At 41.3% G+C, this 18,657-nt stretch carries 15 protein-coding genes; 2 read left to right on the forward strand and 13 right to left on the reverse strand.

Features of this window, described 5'->3' with window-relative positions; all coding sequences use genetic code 11:
• From R8P61_07300 to R8P61_07355, 12 genes are all read right to left on the reverse strand, one after another.
• The gene (locus R8P61_07300) at window positions 1–1,665 is read right to left on the reverse strand and encodes a S8 family serine peptidase (protein ID MDW3646849.1); all 1,665 of its coding nucleotides are present in this window, start codon (window positions 1,663–1,665) and stop codon (window positions 1–3) included.
• Window positions 1,666–1,992: 327 nt separating this feature from the next.
• Window positions 1,993–3,216: a hypothetical protein gene (locus R8P61_07305; GenBank protein MDW3646850.1), complete on the reverse strand. Its 1,224-nt coding sequence runs from the start codon at window positions 3,214–3,216 to the stop codon at window positions 1,993–1,995.
• 21 nt (window positions 3,217–3,237) lie between these two features.
• On the reverse strand, window positions 3,238–4,236 hold the full coding sequence (locus R8P61_07310) for a hypothetical protein (GenBank protein ID MDW3646851.1): 999 nt from the start codon (window positions 4,234–4,236) through the stop codon (window positions 3,238–3,240).
• On the reverse strand, window positions 4,236–4,988 hold the full coding sequence (locus R8P61_07315) for a DUF4956 domain-containing protein (GenBank protein MDW3646852.1): 753 nt from the start codon (window positions 4,986–4,988) through the stop codon (window positions 4,236–4,238). The genes R8P61_07310 and R8P61_07315 overlap by 1 nt, the downstream gene beginning before the upstream one ends.
• A 217-nt stretch (window positions 4,989–5,205) precedes the next feature.
• Window positions 5,206–6,315: a serine hydrolase gene (locus R8P61_07320; GenBank protein MDW3646853.1), complete on the reverse strand. Its 1,110-nt coding sequence runs from the start codon at window positions 6,313–6,315 to the stop codon at window positions 5,206–5,208.
• Window positions 6,316–6,365: 50 nt separating this feature from the next.
• Complete coding sequence (locus tag R8P61_07325; protein ID MDW3646854.1) at window positions 6,366–7,100, reverse strand: hypothetical protein; 735 nt, start codon at window positions 7,098–7,100, stop codon at window positions 6,366–6,368.
• 69 nt (window positions 7,101–7,169) lie between these two features.
• On the reverse strand, window positions 7,170–8,339 hold the full coding sequence (locus tag R8P61_07330; protein ID MDW3646855.1) for an acyltransferase family protein: 1,170 nt from the start codon (window positions 8,337–8,339) through the stop codon (window positions 7,170–7,172).
• Between the two features lie 112 nt (window positions 8,340–8,451).
• Complete coding sequence (locus R8P61_07335) at window positions 8,452–9,618, reverse strand: helix-turn-helix domain-containing protein (GenBank protein ID MDW3646856.1); 1,167 nt, start codon at window positions 9,616–9,618, stop codon at window positions 8,452–8,454.
• 100 nt (window positions 9,619–9,718) lie between these two features.
• A complete protein-coding gene (locus R8P61_07340) occupies window positions 9,719–10,417 on the reverse strand; it encodes an SDR family oxidoreductase (GenBank protein ID MDW3646857.1) in 699 nt (232 codons plus the stop codon).
• A gap of 364 nt (window positions 10,418–10,781) precedes the next feature.
• Window positions 10,782–11,531 (reverse strand): glucose 1-dehydrogenase, encoded by a 750-nt coding sequence (locus tag R8P61_07345; protein MDW3646858.1) that lies wholly within the window; start codon window positions 11,529–11,531, stop codon window positions 10,782–10,784.
• 35 nt (window positions 11,532–11,566) lie between these two features.
• Window positions 11,567–12,019, reverse strand: coding sequence for an SRPBCC family protein (locus R8P61_07350; protein ID MDW3646859.1), 453 nt, complete (start codon window positions 12,017–12,019; stop codon window positions 11,567–11,569).
• Between the two features lie 147 nt (window positions 12,020–12,166).
• Complete coding sequence (locus R8P61_07355; protein ID MDW3646860.1) at window positions 12,167–12,748, reverse strand: TetR family transcriptional regulator C-terminal domain-containing protein; 582 nt, start codon at window positions 12,746–12,748, stop codon at window positions 12,167–12,169.
• A 316-nt stretch (window positions 12,749–13,064) separates the two neighbouring features.
• Between R8P61_07355 and R8P61_07360 the strand changes: the two genes are divergently transcribed.
• A complete protein-coding gene (locus R8P61_07360; protein MDW3646861.1) occupies window positions 13,065–14,318 on the forward strand; it encodes a hypothetical protein in 1,254 nt (417 codons plus the stop codon).
• Between the two features lies 1 nt (window position 14,319).
• Here the strand turns inward: R8P61_07360 and R8P61_07365 are convergent, their stop codons facing one another.
• On the reverse strand, window positions 14,320–14,832 hold the full coding sequence (locus tag R8P61_07365) for a hypothetical protein (GenBank protein ID MDW3646862.1): 513 nt from the start codon (window positions 14,830–14,832) through the stop codon (window positions 14,320–14,322).
• 256 nt (window positions 14,833–15,088) lie between these two features.
• Here R8P61_07365 and R8P61_07370 point away from each other — a divergent pair, with 256 nt between their 5' ends.
• Window positions 15,089–18,652: a CotH kinase family protein gene (locus tag R8P61_07370; GenBank protein ID MDW3646863.1), complete on the forward strand. Its 3,564-nt coding sequence runs from the start codon at window positions 15,089–15,091 to the stop codon at window positions 18,650–18,652.
• Window positions 18,653–18,657: the final 5 nt, after the last annotated feature.

Raw genomic sequence — 18,657 nt, forward strand, 5'->3', positions numbered from 1 at the left:
TTATAATGATTTAAGAATAGATTGTGAGAGTCCGACATAGTAGGATGCCTTTTCTTGACTTCCCACAATATTTGCTAATTCACTGAGGTCTTCTGAGGCAATTTCGTGCAAGTAATTCAGTTTGTTTGCCTCAAAAAGCCCCTGTACTTCCTTGAATTCATCAAACTTGTCGATTTGAATATCTGCAAGTTCAAATAGCTTGTTTTTGAAGCGAATAAAAGGAGTTACATCTGAAAAGACTGTAAAGGGAGTTAGGGGAGTAAAGGGAGTGAACCTGGTAAAAGGTGTTAATCTTGTAAACTGAGTGAAGGGAGTGAATTCAGTAAAATGTGTAAGTTCCGTGATAGAAGTAAATGCTGTGAAGAAGGTAAATGGGGTCAAAAAGCAGAAGGTATAAATTTCGATACAGGATACCGCTTGATAGGCATCGACTCTTCCATTGCCCCAGGAATTGTTGAAGGTTCCAGGACCTAATTTGACAGCAGTATCAATAAGACACTGGCGAATAGAACTGTTGCTAAGGAAAGATCTTCTGGACCACATCAAAGCGATTAGCCCAGTCACCAGCGGGCATGCCATTGAGGTACCACTATAAAACTCATATTCCAGATCACCTGCAGCTGTTACAGAATAGGTGGGAGTAGTTGACAAAATGGAGTTCCCAGGAGCTACGACTGTTATCTCAGGACCAATATTTGAAAAATTAGATACTGTATCATCTGAATCCGTAGAACCTACTGCGATGACTGCATCGAAATCCAGGGAGTAGGCTGCTGGAAATATTACATCTCCTCCAAAATCATTTCCGGCAGCAGCACATAGAATCATGCCATTGTCATCTGCATATTGACAAGCATTCATTTTCGTAACATTATCTCCACCACCAGCACTGTAGTTTATGACTACTTTTAGATTGTTGAGCAAGGCATAGTCAACAATTTCTTCTACAGCATCAGCAAAATCTGCAGAACTGCCATTTCCGTTAGCGTTTAGGGTCCGGCAAATGTAAGTGGGCGCTAGCCAGTTCATTCCCGTTACCCCTCTGCAATTATTACTTTCTGCCGCTGCAATTCCAGTTACATGTGTGCCATGTCCACGCAAATCTCTGGGGGTACCTCCATCAACAAAGTCAGTTCCCAGGATATATCTGGATGAATTCAGGTCTTCATGGTCCAGGGCATTATTGGTAATAGAAATTCCACTATCAATTATCCCTATCAATATTCGATCAGAAGTGCCGGTCGTGACGTCCCAGGCTCTTTCAGCATTTACCATTTCCAGGGCCCATTGCTCATTGTATCTTGAATCATTAGGTAGGATCAGCGCATCTTGGTCTACATAATCTAACTCTGCATATTCAACTTCCTCTCTCTTTGAGAGTTCTTTGGTGAGTTTCTCTAAATCAGCTTTTTGAGATACTTTGAATAATACTCGTCGAGAAGCTTCTGTTCTGGGATAGCGAAGTACTTGTCCTCTGGGGATGACCTCACATATTTTTTGGCAAAGCTCTTCGATATTCAGGCTTTCTGATTCTTCCGGTTTTTTTAGTCTGACGATGATGCGATCGGCAAAATATTTAACCTTTCTGCGTTTCTTATCCTTTTTATTCCGGACCGTAATTTCTTTAATGTTTGCTGAGTCTTTTTGTTGATCTTTTCTTAGCATGATTAAAAAGTTTGAGTTTGTTTGTAATTCAAAAAGGAGTAGAGGGATTTCTATCCCACCAGGGATTTTTTTCATTGATTTTAACCCTCATAAGAATCAATGAGGATATCGTAATCAATTTTATTTGTATACAAATTGATAGCAGGAGATAGCGGAAAACTATTCCTTTAGGAGAAGCAACTATTAGTGGGGAGGGAAATTTCTGAAATGTTTAAATTCCAATTTTATCAGCACCAAGACTAACACAATTGTTACAACTTGGGTATTATTCCTAAATGGAATTAATATATAAAACAAGAATGATATGTGGGGCCTATTTTACCTAAACTAGTTGAGCAAATAATCCATATAGGCATCCGTCCGAGTCAGTCCTATTTTTTGGAGGAGATCAATATAGGCTTCATAGATACTTTCCTCCATCTCAAGCATATCCAGTTTCCTATCCACCAACTGGGCTTTTCGGAAGAGCAAAAGTTCTGGATTTTTCCACTCTGGTTCCGGGCTGTTTTCCTCCAGTTTTTGAAAATTTGCTACATTTTCCTCGAGCAATTGGTTTGAAAATTCCCAGGTGCTGATTTTTTCGAGGAGTTCGGCAGCATTCTTCTCAATTTCCAGAACGAGAAGTTGACGCTTGCTTTTTGCCTCCTGCTCACTTTTCCATTTCTCAATATTGAGTTCCCGGATTTTTGTTTTGCGAGAGCCCGAACTGGGAATTTCTATTCCGAGGCCAATGGAAAGTCTCTCCTCCAACAAATCTTCCCTGGGTCCTTGATATCGGACTTGTAAGAAATCTATGATGCGATTTTTTTCTGCTTTTTCGAGCTGTATTTCAGCATCTATGATCTCTTGTTCCAGTTGGCTTTGTTCATCTTTCAGATAGGAAGATTTTTGGTCGATTAGTAAGGATACAGATTTGCCGATCTCCTTGATCAGGATAAGTTCATTCAATTGAGGAAGAGCGAGGCCTCCGCTCAGACGCTCCAGATTTTTCTCATCTTCAAAGATTCTAAGATTGAGTTTGAATAAATCATCTTCAATATCCATGAGTTTACGCGGATTGTAGTCAGGATCCTGAAGGAGTCTGCGTGCCAGGGTTTGCTGGTCTTCCAGGATGAGTTTGAGCTCTTCTTGAAGTTCGGTTTTTCTCTTTAGCTGCTGGATATCTACAAGCTCATCTAAAACCAGGTTTGCAATCTCCTCTTGCAATTCCTGTTGATAGAAATTGGCATCCGCCTGATTGAGCTGAATGATTCTCTTTTGAGCGCTCCGGATTGCAGGGGTAGCAGGGGTAATTCTGAAGAGGTATTCCTGGCGAGGTAAACTAAATTCATCAGTTTCAGTTCGGAGTTCCAACTTTTCAAACCAGGATGGCTTAAACTTACCTTCCAGCAGGCTTTGTTCAAAGGCGCTTGAAATGATGCTTTCTTTTTGAATAAGCCAATCCTTTAGCGAAGGCTCATCCTGAGCGCTGGCTATTTGCAGGGAAGTGAATAGGAGCAGAACCCCCAGGATTATACTTCGCCCGGAGAATTCTTGTGTAGAAAAAAACATCTGCTTATTGTTAATGGCCGCTTATTCAATGATTTCTAAGCCTACTTTTTCTTTTTGGAGGAAATTGTTATTTGAGGGAATGCTTACCAAAATTTCCCTGCCATAGGTTTTCAGGTCCGGGATTTTTCGGAGTCTTTCCGGGATTTCAACTATCCGGGATCCCAATCCATTTACTCTACCTTTGCAATAGATATCTTCATCCTTGGTCGAGCGGATGATCAGGGAATCCGCTAATCCTACTTCCAGAATTTGATCTTCGTGTATATAGCCCTTGACCTGCGTAGGATTGGGTTCGTAAAAAATCATCAAGGTCTTGAATGAAGGAATATGTTCGGCTCTTTTGCAATAAATATTCCCAATCACTCCCTTAGCGGGAGCCTTTAGTTCAACCTCAACTACTTTATTATTCTGCTCAAATACATGCTCGGCTTCCAATCGTCGAATTTCAACCTGGAAAGGATTCATGCCCAGCTTTATTTCTTCCTGGATATTTTTGATCTCCAGATCAATATTTTTAAGACTCAATTGTTTTTGCTTTTCCAGAGATTCGATTTTGTCAGAGATTGGAGTATAGGTCAAATTGCTACTATCAATGCTTTTTAGGTCTTTGTATAAGCCTTCTTTAAATCTACGTTCCTCTTCCAACTTATTGAGCTCTGTTTCAAACTCCAGGACTTTGAGTTTTCGTTTGCTTTCCAATAATGCCTGCTCACCCATTTTCTCTCTTTGCCACTGACGGGCTTTGGCAGAGAGTTCTTCAATTTGGAAATCATGATCCTCCATGCGCTCTTTGGGTTTTACCCGCTTTAGCTTGAGCAAAGGAGTTCCTATTTCCACCTCCTGGCCCGGGATCACCATGATTTCATCCACAACGACCGGATAATTGAAATTTATTTCCGTTTCCTTATTCTCTGCAAAGCCAAAGAAAAATACTGTCTCGCTGGTCATGAAATGGTTGAAGATGAAAATCCCTATTCCCATCACAAAAGCAACTACATAATATAGATTGAAGTATTTCATTATAGTTCAGGATTAGGAATGGAAAATCTTAAACGGGCGTTTTTTATACCTGGTAAGGCATAAATCATTTCCATTAATTTAGGAGCCTCTTGCTGATCTCTCATCCAGATATGATAGGTAATTTCCTTGTTGTGATTGATGATGAGACTGACAGGATTTAAAAGGGGAATATTTTCGTCATCCTCCTCAGCCTGTGATTGTTGCTCGCTTGAATTGATCCGAAACTGATCAATCTTGAAGCGTTTGCAAAATTGCTGTAACAATTTCTCTACTTCTTCTTCACTGGAGTCTTTCAGGTCCAGATTGATGCGGAGATTTCCCCTGAATTGCTCTGTCCCCCAAAAGGGAGAAATGTGAAGTAAGATGGCAGCCAGACAAAAGGTAAAGGTGCCTGCGAAAGCAATGGTAAAACCAAAAACGCCGCAGGATATACCCACAGCCAGGGAGGCAAACATATAAGTGATACTTACAGGATTGTCTAGATTGGTCCTGAATCGGATAATTGCGAGGGCTCCCAACATACCGAGGCCTCGCGCCAGCGAATCTCCCACGGCTTGCATGACAGTAGCCGCTACTATAGAAATCAGGGCCATCGCAATCATGAAATTGGCTGATTTCCCTTTGTTCCTATGGGTATATTCGTAGGTCAGGACGATCAGAGACGAAAGGAAAAAGGAACAGACTACCGCAATGATGATGCTTGTAGAAGTAGCTTGTTCTGAACTGTTTTGGGAGAAAATCGCGTCAAACATTCATTAGCTTATTCGTTCCTCTCCGCATAAATGAATTGAGGAATACCGGAACAATTTAGTATATGGGAGACAATTTCTATGCGGAAATCCCCCATTTGGGCAGAAAGTAAAACATTTTTTTTCTACTGAAAAAAGGAATTTGTTTTCTTACAAGACAAGTCTTTTATCTTCTGCCAGCTGAATAGACGATGAATCCTGTTAATTCCTTCGCCTGAGGCTAAAAAATTATGTTATTCAATTGCTCCCATATCTCTTCCTGGAATAATAAAGGAACCAGGGCATTCTCGGGATTGCCTCCCAGCCTTACCAGCACCAGACCTTCAGAAGGAACAATGCTAAGGTATTGGCTATTTTTTCCGATCGCAGAAATCATGTCCGCAGGTGCCCCCGGATGAAGGTTTCCATTGAATACTTGCTGGCTTTGGGGAAGCATGAAACTCCCTTTCCCATTTAACCACCACAAATAGCCATAACTGGGATTGATTTCCTGAGAGGGAGTCGTCATTTCCAGAAAATAGGTGTTATCTGTCATTATCGGAGTCTCTTCCCAACTGCCTTTATTCTGGATGAGTAGACCAAAGCGAGCCATGGATCTTGCTGAACTGAAATATACATGATTTCCATTCGTCCATAACCAGTTTCCATCCATGCCGATTTTATTCTTAAGAACTTTGTCAAAATAGCTATCAAAGTCTTCTCCTACAGCTGATTCTACCACTTGATCCAAAAGAGTATAAGGAGCATTGTGATAGGCCCATCTGCTACCCGCACTGCTTTTGAAAATAAGATCCTGAGATTCGAAACTGTTGCTATTGCTGACTCCATCATCCAGACCACTGGTCATAGTCAGCTGATTCCATATCTTAATCTCTGCCTCCTGACCTGAACTCAGACTCGTCCAGCCTTCTCCCAGATAATCAGAACTCTTATCCTGAATGTCCAGTAAGCCTTCTTCCTGAGCCATGCCTACCGTAAATGCCGTCAGGGTTTTGCCTGCAGATGCCCAATACCAAAGGGTATTTTTCTCGAAATCAGCTGTGTTGAGCAAGTTCCTTCCGAAATAAGCCTCAATGACTATCTTGCCATCCTTCAGTAATAGGAAAGCCCGACTATCATTGTCTTCAAGTAATTGTAAAAGCTTTGGAATCTCTTCCTCTTTCCATCCCAGTTCTGCAGGACTGATTGTTTCCCATTCTTCACTATTTACAGGAGGAAAGTATAAGTCGGGATTTAGAGAAGGAGGTTCAGGATCTGGATCAGGAATTTCCTTTCCTTCTTCACAAGCAAAAAAAGGAAGCAAGAGGAAAATTAGCAGGAGCTTTTTCATCGACGCGTATTTACTCCTTAGACTGAAGATTTACAAGAAAGTTTAATCCCTCAGTTTATTTCTTTCAACCATCTTAGCATTAAGTCCTGATTATCCGTCAAATTTCCTAAATAAAAAGCTTCTGAACTTCGGGCGGAATAGGATCTACTCATCAATTCCTTTTGTACCTCATCAGAAAAATAGTCGGAATGAATGAAGAACAATCGCTGATCCTTCCGAACAACAAAACCGACATGGTAGTCAAGGCCCAGGAGGTAAACTTCATCTTCTTCCTTCTCTTCCAGGTATTCAGTCATTTTATCAAAGTCGGTAAATCTTCGAATACTTTTGGGTTTACTCAATTGTTTTAGGATATCATAGGCAGCCATTTGAGCCAGGCGATAGCGATTGAGTTTTATCCCCATATGCTTCAGTGTAGTTGATACAAAATAACCACAGGCAATTTGCCCCGTTCTGGGAGTTTCTGTAATGCCATTGAAATCCCAATCTGTTCCATACCAATAGGGAAAAATAGAGTCTACCAATTGATGAAAAAACTGCTGTTTAATTTCACTTTGGCTAATTCCTGAAATTCGCTTGTTTAGCCTGGATTTCCTTTTGCTTATTCGTTTTCTCAAGGCTTCATACTCTTCTATATGCTGTTTGGGATCAAAGCGGGGCTCCAAGTCTGCCTCTGCTGCGACAAAGTGAATATCAGGAGGCGAATCTTGTTCAGGGCTTTGTCTTTGTTGATTGCAGGAGAAGAGGAGCAGGATCGGGATAAAGCTTAGCAGAATCTTTTGCATTTTCTACTTAAGTAGTTCCTTTATTCCGATCCTCCCAAGCTAGACTGTATGAAACTTCCTTTTCACTCCCTAAAGCTTGCTTGTCACTAAGTCTTTAGATTTTAGAGCCACGGGCTTTTGAGCCCTTTTTAGTCCGAATAATGGTCCAATAAAAGGTATCCTTCTAATCAAAAACTCATAGAGTAATAAGCTGATGCCAAAGGTTCCCAGACTCAGTATGAAAAATTTAGCGCCCAATCCCCAATCGAGATTCATGAGATAATAAGCTAAAACGACAGTAACTGTTTGATGCAAAATATAAAAGGGATAAACTGCCTGATTAGCGTAGCGGAGTATAGAACTTTTTTTATTGAGGTATTTAGCTCCATATCCCAAAATAGCGAGTATCCACATCCAGATATTCAGTACTTTGAAAAATGCTTCTGTGAAATGGACGAGAACACTATCCTCGATATTCCAATAGAAGATCATGATTCCGAATGTTAGTATTCCCATCCATAGGGCTTTGCGCTTAATCTGATCCACGGATTTCCAAAATGTATCCCCCAGAGAGATGAGGACAAAGCCTGAGAAAAACAAAAAGAGGGAAGAAGTAAAAGTAAACCAGTCATCTACCAGGGCATGAGTAACCGGGAAAAAGGGCTCAATAAAAGCTTCTGCCAGGTAAAGAGGTGCAATGAACAGCAATAAGCCCCAGGGTTTTTGGACAGTTCTTTTTATGAAACTCAGGAATTGATTTTCTGGAAGATCTCGGAGATACAAAAAAGCAGGAATGAGAATCAATGAAAAGATAAGTAGGTAGGGCAAAAACCATAGATGATGCCAGCTAAAGTTTCCTTCCGGGTAAATCCCCTTAAATATTTCTGCAGGGAAGAAGTCGAGATAAGAACCCAAAAACTGAGCCTTGGCGATGCGTTCGATATAAACCTGAGGAGGGACGATGAGAATCATGCCGACTGCCAGGGGAATGAAGAGTCTTTTGATTCGTTCCCAGGCGAAGGTTTTTCCACTACGAAAGGAAAGGGCATATCGAGTTCCCATACCTGAGATCACAAATAGAATGGGTAACCTCCATTGATTGACAAATAACATAGGCCAGGTCAACCAATCATAGATGACATTGTTTTTGATATGCCAGCCCCAGGGAACAAAGAACATCCCCACATGGTAGAAGATCAGGAGCGCAAAAACCAGCACTCTCAAGCTATCCAAATCGTGTCGTCGAATTTTTTGTGTCATTTTTTGTTGTATTAGGTGGACGACACAAAAGTGAAGGATAGAAGCGCTCAGGCCTAATTTTTCGAGTGTTTTGAAGTTCTGAATTGCAATTCAGAACCAGGAAGAGTGGGATTTAGCCTTTTTCTTTAACAAATGCTGCCGGAGTAGCGCCTGTATGTTTCTTAAAGGCTGTATAAAAGGCAGATTTTGAACGGAAGCCTACACTATTTCCAATTCCTTCAATGCTTAGGTGTTGGTAAGCAGGATCGAGTAGTCTGGTTTTTGCTTCTTCTATTCGGTGGCTATTGATAAACTCATTGAAGTTTTGTTTCAATTGGCTGTTGATACTTTGACTGAGGTAATTTGGGGCTAAGCCTAAAGCCTGAGCCAAACCAGATAAAGAGGCATCTTCTTGCAGGTGATATTTGTCTTCCTGTAAAAATTGGCGAATCCTTTCCAGGATTTGAATCTGATCCGTATTTAAGCCGGAGGTTTCATATTTCTCTGCAATCCATGACTTTTCAAATAGTCGAGACTCCGAAAGCATGAAGAAACTACTGCTGAAAATAGATAAGGATATCAGAATAATGATGAAGTGGTCCCCCAGATCATTTTCGTAATTCAAATAAACTGTCAGGATCAGGCTACCTGCTAATACAAAAAATAAGAAAGTGTTTCGAGTAATGAGGTATTTACTGCCAATTTTTTCGCTCGAAAAATTGGCTCCCAATTCCTTTCTGTATCGGTAGATGAGTTGGGTGGAAAGGATAAAATATAGGGCGAAACTCAGGAGGTTGAACCAACGATCATTGTCCCGGAAGAAGAAGAATTTCCATAAAACACTATACTCCAGTTCCAATCGCGGGAGTTCCGGATAATAGCTTCCAACATAAGCATTGAGTTTAAAGGCATCTGGCTGCAGCATAGCTGCCCATTGGAACAGAAAATAAATGGCTGGTAAAACAAAATGCGGCCAATCTCTTTTCCAGGAAATCTCCTTACGCTCAAGCAAACTTCGAATAAAAAAATAGATGAGTGGGCCTAGCAGTAAGACGATAAATTCTGTGCTGTCATTTAGAAATAGCACATATTTTATCAAGCCTGAATAGCATAGATAGACATCTGTAGAAAGGAGACTCAAACACAATGTCAACCAGCCCAAAATCCGGATTGAGTAATTTTGCCTACTGCTCCTGAGGGCAATGACCGAACACAAAAGATATCCCTGCACAATCCCTAATACCATGATAAAGGAAACCAGATTCTGGCGTATAGGAATTTGTGAGAGGATTTCGTCCATGGAAAAGGGTAGAAGTGTTTTAGTGTTGTAATGAGGAAGTTCTCTAAAGATAGAGAATTTGTTTAAGTCATCTACACTACAAAACTACAACACTTCTTCATTACTTCGCAGGAGGAATCGCCGGCCGTACTTCTACCTTGCTAGGCAAGGTTCGGGGATTCATATTCAGGAGATCAACAACCAGTTTGCCGATGTCTTCGGGTTGAATTTTCCAGGCATCAGCATCAGAAGGATTGTGGTTATTAAAATTGGTGGCAACGGAACCGGGCATAATGGTGCTTACCTTGATGCCATGTTCACGGAGATCCAGCATGATGGCCTGGCTAAATCCTACCAATCCAAATTTACTGGCATTGTAGGCAGAGCCGTATTTGAAAAAATTGGTGCCTGCCAGGCTGGCAATGGTGATAATGTAACCTTTAGATTCTTTGAGGGGAGGTATGCTGGCTTTTACACTGTGAAACACTCCAGTAAGGTTGACATCAATCACATCTTTCCACTGATCCACCGTCATATCTTCTATGGAAGTAAATATGCCAAGACCTGCATTGGCTACACAGAGATCCATACGTCCCCAGGTAGCCAGGACTTGCTGAACAGCTTCCTTTTCTTCCTCAAAATTCCGGACATCAGCTTGTATGGCCAGGACATTTTCGGACTTCAGTTCATTAACTGCTGTATCCAGGGCTGATTGATTTCTTCCCGTGATAGCAACCTTATATCCGATTCCTAAGAGTGATTTTGCGATTCCGAGGCCAATTCCTTTTGAGCCTCCCGTGATGTATGCGACTTTATTCATTAAGCGTAATTTTCTGAATTTGAGTAAATTATGAGTTTTGTGAAAACTTTGTTCTTGAGAAATCAAACTATGTACCAAAGTACAGACTGTGTCAGGTATAGCTAAATAGTCAAGAAATTTATGCTCTCTTTATTCTTCTTTCACAAGTAAACCGGCTTATTCGATAAATGTTGAAGATCTGCCAGTATCCTTATAAGAGAAGGAGGCACAGCTCAATGCTGTACCTCGCTGTGCATGTAGAATCCTAAAACTATTTTTTTGGGGATTTTGGAAGTGTTGTAGTGTTTTAGTTGGAAAGTTTGATTCATTTTCTAGCCTTAAATCACAACACTAAAACACCACACCACACCACAACACCTCTCCCTTAGACCTGCGTCATTCCTCCATCTACAGGAATCTCTGAACCTGTGATATAGGAAGCATCATCAGATACGAGAAACAGGGCGGTTCTTGCAATTTCAACTCCCTGTCCGAATCGACCCAAAGGAACCTGGCCGGAGACTCCTTCTGCAAAGCCACTGATTTCTTCCTGACTCAGATTGGTTTTCCCCCATAAAGGCGTTTCAATTGGGCCTGGACTAACGGCATTTACGCGGATGTTTTTCTCCGCGAGTTCTGTGGCAAGTGTTCTTACGATCGAACGCAAAGCAGCTTTACTTGAACCGTAGATAGAAACACCGGGCATTCCTTTTACATTGGAAGCAGAGGTGTTGAAGAGAATAGAAGCTCCTTCATTGAGGAAGGGTACGGCTTCATTTACGGTGAACAAAGGCCCCTTGACATTGATGTTATAGATTTCATCAAATGTTTCCTCTGAAAGCAAACCGATTGGTAAAGCTTTGAAAACTCCGGCATTTAGAAAAAGAATGTCGATTTTTCCATATTTCTCCACCGTGGTAGCGATAAGGGCCTTACTATCCACCAGGCTGGAAGCATCAGCTTTTACCAAAAGGTAATCTCCCTCCAGCTGATCCTTGAGTGCATCCAGTTTTGCTTGCGAGCGACCTGTGATTACTACTTTTGCTCCTTCTTGTAAAAAGAGTTTTGCTGTATCCAGTCCCATGCCACTGGTGGCTCCTGTGATGATAGCGGTTTTTCCTGCTAGTTTTGACATTGAATTTTGTAATTAAAAATGATAGCTATAATGAATTAGGCGAGACTGAGCTTTTTCTCTGCTGCCCAGAGCTTTTCCAATCCCCGCAAAATGCTGGGGGCGGCGAAAAAGCGGAACATGAGATACATCACAGGTGTGAGGAAGGCATACTTTGGCACCATGCTCATATCCATGAAAGCTTCCGTCTCGTTTGCTGAAATTTCTTTTACTCCCAGAGTAGCTCTGGCATTTTTGATAGGCATAGAGGTTTCGTATATATCTACTGTGTAGTGTGAACCCTCTTGCAGTCCTGTAACTTTTTCCTTGATATAGGTCCCGCCCTTAAAATCACATTGACGGGTGGTCCCCATTTGACAAGAACTCGCTCCTTCTATGTAAGAAGATCCATTGAGCAGGGGATGAAAGCGGTAGATGTTGTTGAAATCGGCCAAATATGCCCAGAGCTCATCTTTGGGTGCATTAATCTTTCTTGAAACCTTGATGTTCATGAGTTTTGAATTTTAAAGGTGTTTATGTGTGGGAGTTTTAGGGTGTTGGAGTTAATAGCTTTTGCTTAAAACCAGGACCTCAATACACATCAACTCCAACACTTCTTTAAATTAGACCGGTTTACTTATTTTGTGTGACAAAAAAAACTAAGTTTTTATCAGACCAAAGGTCAATTTCAGCCATTTGTTTAAATAAACGGGGTTTCTGTTGACTTTCATTCTTGTTAGTGCGCCAAAGAATCCACTGTGTAGATACTCTGCAAGTTCATAAGGATCCTGGTCTGTGCTGATTTCTTCTTTTTTCTGAGCTTCTTCAAGCACTGAGCCGATCACATTGACCAACTCCATAAACTTCTCATTTGTATGAGCAGATAGGCGATCATGTGTTCCCCCCAATTCGACTGACAAATTCCCGATTAAACATCCCTGGCTACAGCCTTCAGAAATGTTGTCCTGAATCATCTGTTTATACATGCCTTTGACGCGGGCTAGGGGAGAGGAAGACTTTTTCCCCAGCAAAGAGCTTATATACTTGATACTGTCCTGCGAGTATTGCTCGATTACCTGGACAGCAAAATCTTCTTTGCTTTCAAAGAAATTGTAAAAAGAACCTTTGGGGATCTTGCATGACTTGAGGATATCATTGATGCCCACATTATGATAGCCTTGCTTCCGAAAAAGCTGGCTTCCTGCCAGGACGATATCTTCTTTGTTATGTTTATATCCCATGATAAATTAGACCAGTCGGTTTAAATTTATATATACTAATACTCTAAAGCCAAATAAAGGTTCAGGTTTTTTTAATTTTTTTTTGAGATAAGAGATTAAATATTGAAAACCTCCTCCCTATATACATCTTCAGCTTCATTCTTTTTGAAACGTTAATGACTTTCCACTCAAGAAAAATTGTATGTGGTATATGAGAAAAAATGAAATTTTTGAAGCCTAAAAACAAGGGAAAACGAATATGTAGTCTTTTCATGAGCATTCGTCTAATAGATTTGTCTAGGCTTATGGTAAATTTGACCTTTACTCAAAAATTGCTATGAACCCCTTATTTAGTAGAGCTTGTAAAGCCTTCCTTTTTCTCTTCCTGTTTTGTATTACTTTCCTCCCTGATGCATCAGCTCAGGATCCTTCTGCTTTGAAAGTATTTCTGAACTGTTCCGTATGTGATAAAACCTATTTGCGAAGTGAACTGAATTATGTTGATCATGTTCGTGATCAGAGTTTGGCAAATGTCCAGATTTTCATCGTGAGAACAACAAATGGCAGTGGAGGACGGACTTATGAAATGGAATTTGAGGGTTTTGGGGAATTTGATGATATCCATCACAAACAGATTTTGGAAATCTTACCTAATGCTACCAGAGATGAAATTCGATCAGCCATGCGTAAGCGGATAGAAATAGGACTCCTTCTATATTTGCTACGAACGGATTTGTCAGAGGGAATAAGTGTAAAGGTAAAAGCTCCAGCGGGGGAAAGAATTTCTAGCAATCAAGATAAAGACCCCTGGAATTTCTGGATTTTTAGAGCTTATGGAGATTTCGATATAAATCAACAAAGTGTTCAAAGTCGTAGTTTCTGGCAGCTGGGCTTTCGTGCCGACAGAGTAACCGAAGAATTGCGGATACGAACAAATGGAGAGATAAGTAAACGGCGAAATAAATTCATTGTTGATGAGCAGGAAATTTTTAGTAGAAGAGATTTGAATTATTTCAATGGAAGTTTGGTCAAGAGCCTGTCAAACCATTGGTCGATGGGCGTCTTCAGTGGAGTCTCACACAATACCTATGATAATAGAGATTTCTCGACTTATATCATGCCGGCAATTGAATTCAGTTTTTTCCCCTATTCAGAAGTAATCAGAAAAGAGGTAACGGCTGCCTATCGAGTGGGCTATGTCTTCAATGATTACCTTGAGGAAACCATTTATATTAAAGACCAGGAGCATCTTTTCAGACAAACCCTGGCATTAACGGCCAGATTCAATCAGGATTGGGGAAGAGTCTGGTCTACCATAGAGGCCTCTAGCTTTATGCATGATTTTAGCAAAAGAAGCCTCGAAATGGATGGGAATATTTCTTTCCGGGTATTTCGGGGCTTGTCGGTACGAGTTTCAGCAGAATTCGAGCTGATCAATGACCAATTGTCATTGCCCAGAAGAGATGCTACGGTTGAAGAAATCCTCTTGCGGCAAAGACAATTAGCCACCAATTTTGACCTTGGGCTTGGACTGGGGATCAGTTATACCTTTGGATCTATGTTTAATAATGTCGTGAATACCAGATTGTAATCTAGTCGGAAGCTTTCTTATAGATTCCTTTGAATAGCTGACGTAATTGCTTTCCCTCTTCATCCAGGACCAACCAAAGCTGTATGACAGAACCATCTGCTTGTTGTTCCCAGCTGATTTGGTTGAAAGCCATCTGGCCATTGCTTTGCTTGCTAAGCGCATCTCGCATAACCATTTTTCCTTCGGAGAAATTCCCTTTAAGAACCAAAGGGTTTCCTCTATTGTCTACCCATAGCTGATTCCAACTATTGTCCTGCTGATTGTAATAATTGTAGCTGGTTCCTGTACTATTGGCAGAGGTCCAATTCTCCTGCAGTACACAGTGATTTTGCATGGACAAGATTTTGTTTTCACCAATCTTGTTTCCCGTGGTATCATATACCACCCAGTCTCCCATCCAGAAATCAAAGGCTTTTTGGGCTTCCGAACAACAATTGCAATCTGCCGGATCAGTTTGGCTAAACGAGAAGCTAATTATCAACTGAGAAAGTAAAAGAAGTAGAATCTTTTTCATAATGAGTCTTTGCTGTAGGTGTGATTATATGTTTAAAACGTCGGTACTTGGCGCAAGGAAGCCTATGATTTTTTATGATGACATAAAATATAACACTGTTAAGGGGAATTTTTCGACTCAATCCTGAGAATAAACTCCTATTTGCTGCCGGAAGGGATTGCAGATTTTCCTAAGCAAGATCCTTTTTTGTCCCAAGAATAAGCTCAGGATTTATGTATATTTAAGCACCTAAAAAATCGGAACTACTCCAATCTGTATGTTATTGTCTCGGATTCCGCGTATAAAAAGCGCATGCTTTTTCCTCCTTTTTACCCTATTATTTAGTCTGACTTTTGCTCAGGAAAATTCCTTTCCGGTGAGTATTCAAAGCAGTATTTCAGACCCTCTGGATGATGTTGAAGAAAATCAGGCAGGAGAGATTTATTCTACAAGCTCAGACCTGGAACTGGTCAACGATGGTGGAGAACAAACAGTGGGTCTTCGTTTCAATAACATCAATCTACCTCAAGGAGTTCAAATTGATCGGGCGTATATCCAGTTCTCTGTGGATGAAAGCAGCTCCTCTTTTTGTCAGGTAGAGTTACGGACAGAACAAATAGATAATGCAGCAGCTTTTGAGGAAATCAATCAGAATGTGACGAATCGGGATTTTAGTGGTGCTGCGGTTGTCTGGCAAATTTCTCCCTGGAATTCTGAATTTGAGCAAGGAGCTGCCCAGCGAAGCCCGGACCTAAAGGATATCATTCAGGAAATCGTCGATCGGTCCGGATGGCAGGGAGGAAATTCAATTGTAGTGGGAATTACAGGGAGTGGAACTCGAACTGCAATATCCTACAATCGAGATCCGGATTTTGCACCTGTACTGCACATTGAAGCGCAAATCCCCTTACCCAATACTCCCATCAATGATTTATATATCAATGAGCTGATGGCATCAAGTACCCGTGTACTGGATGATCAGGGAGAACCGGAAGATTGGGTAGAGATCTACAATGCCGGAAGTGAATCCCAAAACCTGGCAGGTTTATATTTGAGCGATGATCCTGCTGATTTGCAGAAATGGCGAATCCTGGCGCCAATAGAAATTCCTTCCGGAGGCTTTGGAATTTTGTGGCTGGATGGGGAAACAGAACAAGGAAATGATCATGGACCTTTTAAGCTGGATAAAGAAGGAGAAGACTTGATTCTTGTGCAGGTTTTGGATGATCAGGAAATTGTCCTGGATCAAATTGCTTTCCCTGAGCTTGAGCAAAATGTTTCTTACGGAAGAGAAACGGATGGAGGAGCAAGTTGGATAAAGTTCTCCGAATATAGTCCTAAAGAAAGCAATAATGGAAAGGGCCAATACCTGGCCGCAAAAGTCAGTTTTTCTCTGGATGGGGGGTTTTATGCCAATAGTGTAGATGTAAGCATGACTAGCAGTGATCCGGATACAGATATCTATTACACCCTGGATGGAAGCGAACCGGGAACTGGTGATATTCTTTATACGGGTACGATCAATATAGCCGAAACTCGTTTGCTACGCGCACGAGCATTTAAAACCGGATTTGCAGGTGGTGAAACAAAAGCTGAAACCTATTTTATCAATGAGAATCATAGTCTTGCAGTACTCGATATACAAACCGAACCTGAAAATCTCTTTGATAATGAAATAGGCATTTATGTGAGGGGCACAAATGGGATAGATGGCTTTTGTAATTTCGAACCCAGAAACTGGAACCGGTCCTGGGAGCGACCGATAAGGCTGAGTATGTATGAGTCAAATGGTACCCAGGCCTTTTCAGTAAATGCAGGAATTAAGATCGGAGGAGGTTGCTCCAGAGGGAGTAAAATGAAACCCTTGAATTTTTATTTCCGAAAAAATCTATATGGAGATGGGAAGGTAGAATATCCGGTTTTCCCTCAATTGGATGTTGAAGAATACAATCGCTTAAAAGTAAGGAATAGTGGGAATGATTTTGAGCAAATGGGATTCAGAGATGGGGCCATACAGAGTATGCTGTATAAAACCATCGATCTGGATATCATGGCATACAGGCCCGTGATTGCTTATATAAATGGAACGTATTGGGGTTTGTATGGCTTGAGAGAATTATACAATGAAGATTATATAGCTTCCCACCATGATGTTGACCCCGATAATCTAGATATCATTTCAAATCCCTATGCGGGAGGTGAGATACATGAAGGAGATCGAGTAGCCTTCGAGCAAATCCAAAATTACATTGATAATAATGACTTGAGCATTCCTGCAAACTATGAATTTGTAAAATCTCAGGTAGATATCAATGAATTTCTGAATTACCATATTGTTCAGATTTATCTGGCAAATTATGACTGGCCAGCGAATAACCTCAGGGTTTGGAGAGAAAGAAAAGCGGGAGCAAAATGGAGGTGGATGCTGTTCGATCTGGATGCCACAAGTGGATTTGCAGCCTGGAGCCAATCGACCGTTACCCACAATACCCTGGACTTTGCCACAACTACCAATGGAGATTGGTGGCCCAATGGCCCTCATAGTACCCTTTGGTTGAGAAAGTTGTTGGAGAATGAAGAATTCAGGAATGAGTTCGTTCAAAGAACCTCCACTTATGCTGAATTGGTTTTTAACACGGATAGGGTAAATCACATAACAGACAGTATTCAGGCAATGATTTCGCCTGAAATAGATCGTCATCAAGCCCGCTGGACCAATAACTACTGGGAATGGGGCTGGGGACAACCTGCAGGAGGAAGTAGACAAAGCTGGCAAGGATATATCCAGACTTTTAAAGAATTCTTCAGAAGAAGGCTATCTGTTATGCTCAGCCATACTCGATTTAAGTTTGGACTTAGCGGAGCGAGGAGCCTGCGCTTCAATCATACAAATAATAAAGGAGGCAAGGTCTTCCTCCACGATAATGAAACCGAAATTCCTCCACAATTTTCTTCTCAGTACTTTGTAGATATTCCCTTAAAAGTTAAGGCTGTGGCGAATCCCGGCTATGTCTTTTTGAAATGGGAGGAAACGGGCGACAGCAATCCCGAGATAGAATTCATGTCCGATGGCTATGAGACCCTGACTCCTGTTTTTGTCCCGCTGCAACCCAGTATTACGGAGATTCATTACAATCCAGAAGAAGGACAACAATATGAGTTTCTGGAGATTCACAATCCCGGTGATAATGAACTGGACCTGGGAGGCTATCGTTTTGAAGAAGGAATCGAATTCACCTTTCCTGAAAATACCCGCTTGGGTTCAGAGGAATTTTTGATTTTGGCTAAAGACAAAGGCTTATATGCTTCTATAGATTGCCAGGTCTTGCAATGGGATGCTGGCGAACTTGCCAATGAAGGAGAGATTCTGAGCCTAGCTATGCCTTCCGGGGAGATAATCGATCGAGTGATTTATTCTTCTGGTACTCCCTGGCCGGTTGAGGCAAATGGGGGAGGTTCGTCCTTGTCTTTAATAAAAGCCTACCTGGACAATTCTGTGGTAGAAAACTGGGAAGCTTATTTTGCACAAGGAGGAAGTCCCTGTGGGCAAAGTTCACCTGTTCTCAATGGGGGACTAGCTGATAATTTTAGTGTAAAGCTTTATCCCAATCCTGCCAAAGATGAACTGAATATAGAGTATTCAAGCATAAGTGTGGACCCTTTGAAAGTAGAAGTATTCAACCTGATGGGCCAAAAGGTAGCTGTTTACGAATTGGCACCCAGTCCATTTCAGAGGAAAGAAGTTATCTCTCTCTCCGACATAAGTCCGGGTACTTATGTCTTTTCTTTTGGGGATGAAAGCATGGGGCTGGAACAGAAAATGGTCATTGTTCAGGAGTAGGGGAG

This window comes from Bacteroidia bacterium, assembly GCA_033391075.1.
GTDB lineage: Bacteria > Bacteroidota > Bacteroidia > J057 > J057 > JAWPMV01.

Excerpts from the sequence above, each read along its gene's own strand:
- R8P61_07365 (MDW3646862.1), bottom strand. The coding sequence starts at position 14,832 with ATGAAAAAGATTCTACTTCTTTTACTTTCTCAGTTGATAATTAGCTTC.
- R8P61_07305 (MDW3646850.1), bottom strand. The coding sequence starts at position 3,216 with ATGTTTTTTTCTACACAAGAATTCTCCGGGCGAAGTATAATCCTGGGG.
- R8P61_07300 (MDW3646849.1), bottom strand. The coding sequence starts at position 1,665 with ATGCTAAGAAAAGATCAACAAAAAGACTCAGCAAACATTAAAGAAATT.
- R8P61_07355 (MDW3646860.1), bottom strand. The coding sequence starts at position 12,748 with ATGGGATATAAACATAACAAAGAAGATATCGTCCTGGCAGGAAGCCAG.
- R8P61_07320 (MDW3646853.1), bottom strand. The coding sequence starts at position 6,315 with ATGAAAAAGCTCCTGCTAATTTTCCTCTTGCTTCCTTTTTTTGCTTGT.
- R8P61_07315 (MDW3646852.1), bottom strand. The coding sequence starts at position 4,988 with ATGTTTGACGCGATTTTCTCCCAAAACAGTTCAGAACAAGCTACTTCT.
- R8P61_07330 (MDW3646855.1), bottom strand. The coding sequence starts at position 8,339 with ATGACACAAAAAATTCGACGACACGATTTGGATAGCTTGAGAGTGCTG.
- R8P61_07350 (MDW3646859.1), bottom strand. The coding sequence starts at position 12,019 with ATGAACATCAAGGTTTCAAGAAAGATTAATGCACCCAAAGATGAGCTC.
- R8P61_07325 (MDW3646854.1), bottom strand. The coding sequence starts at position 7,100 with ATGCAAAAGATTCTGCTAAGCTTTATCCCGATCCTGCTCCTCTTCTCC.
- R8P61_07310 (MDW3646851.1), bottom strand. The coding sequence starts at position 4,236 with ATGAAATACTTCAATCTATATTATGTAGTTGCTTTTGTGATGGGAATA.
- R8P61_07360 (MDW3646861.1), top strand. The coding sequence starts at position 13,065 with ATGAACCCCTTATTTAGTAGAGCTTGTAAAGCCTTCCTTTTTCTCTTC.
- R8P61_07340 (MDW3646857.1), bottom strand. The coding sequence starts at position 10,417 with ATGAATAAAGTCGCATACATCACGGGAGGCTCAAAAGGAATTGGCCTC.
- R8P61_07370 (MDW3646863.1), top strand. The coding sequence starts at position 15,089 with ATGTTATTGTCTCGGATTCCGCGTATAAAAAGCGCATGCTTTTTCCTC.
- R8P61_07345 (MDW3646858.1), bottom strand. The coding sequence starts at position 11,531 with ATGTCAAAACTAGCAGGAAAAACCGCTATCATCACAGGAGCCACCAGT.
- R8P61_07335 (MDW3646856.1), bottom strand. The coding sequence starts at position 9,618 with ATGGACGAAATCCTCTCACAAATTCCTATACGCCAGAATCTGGTTTCC.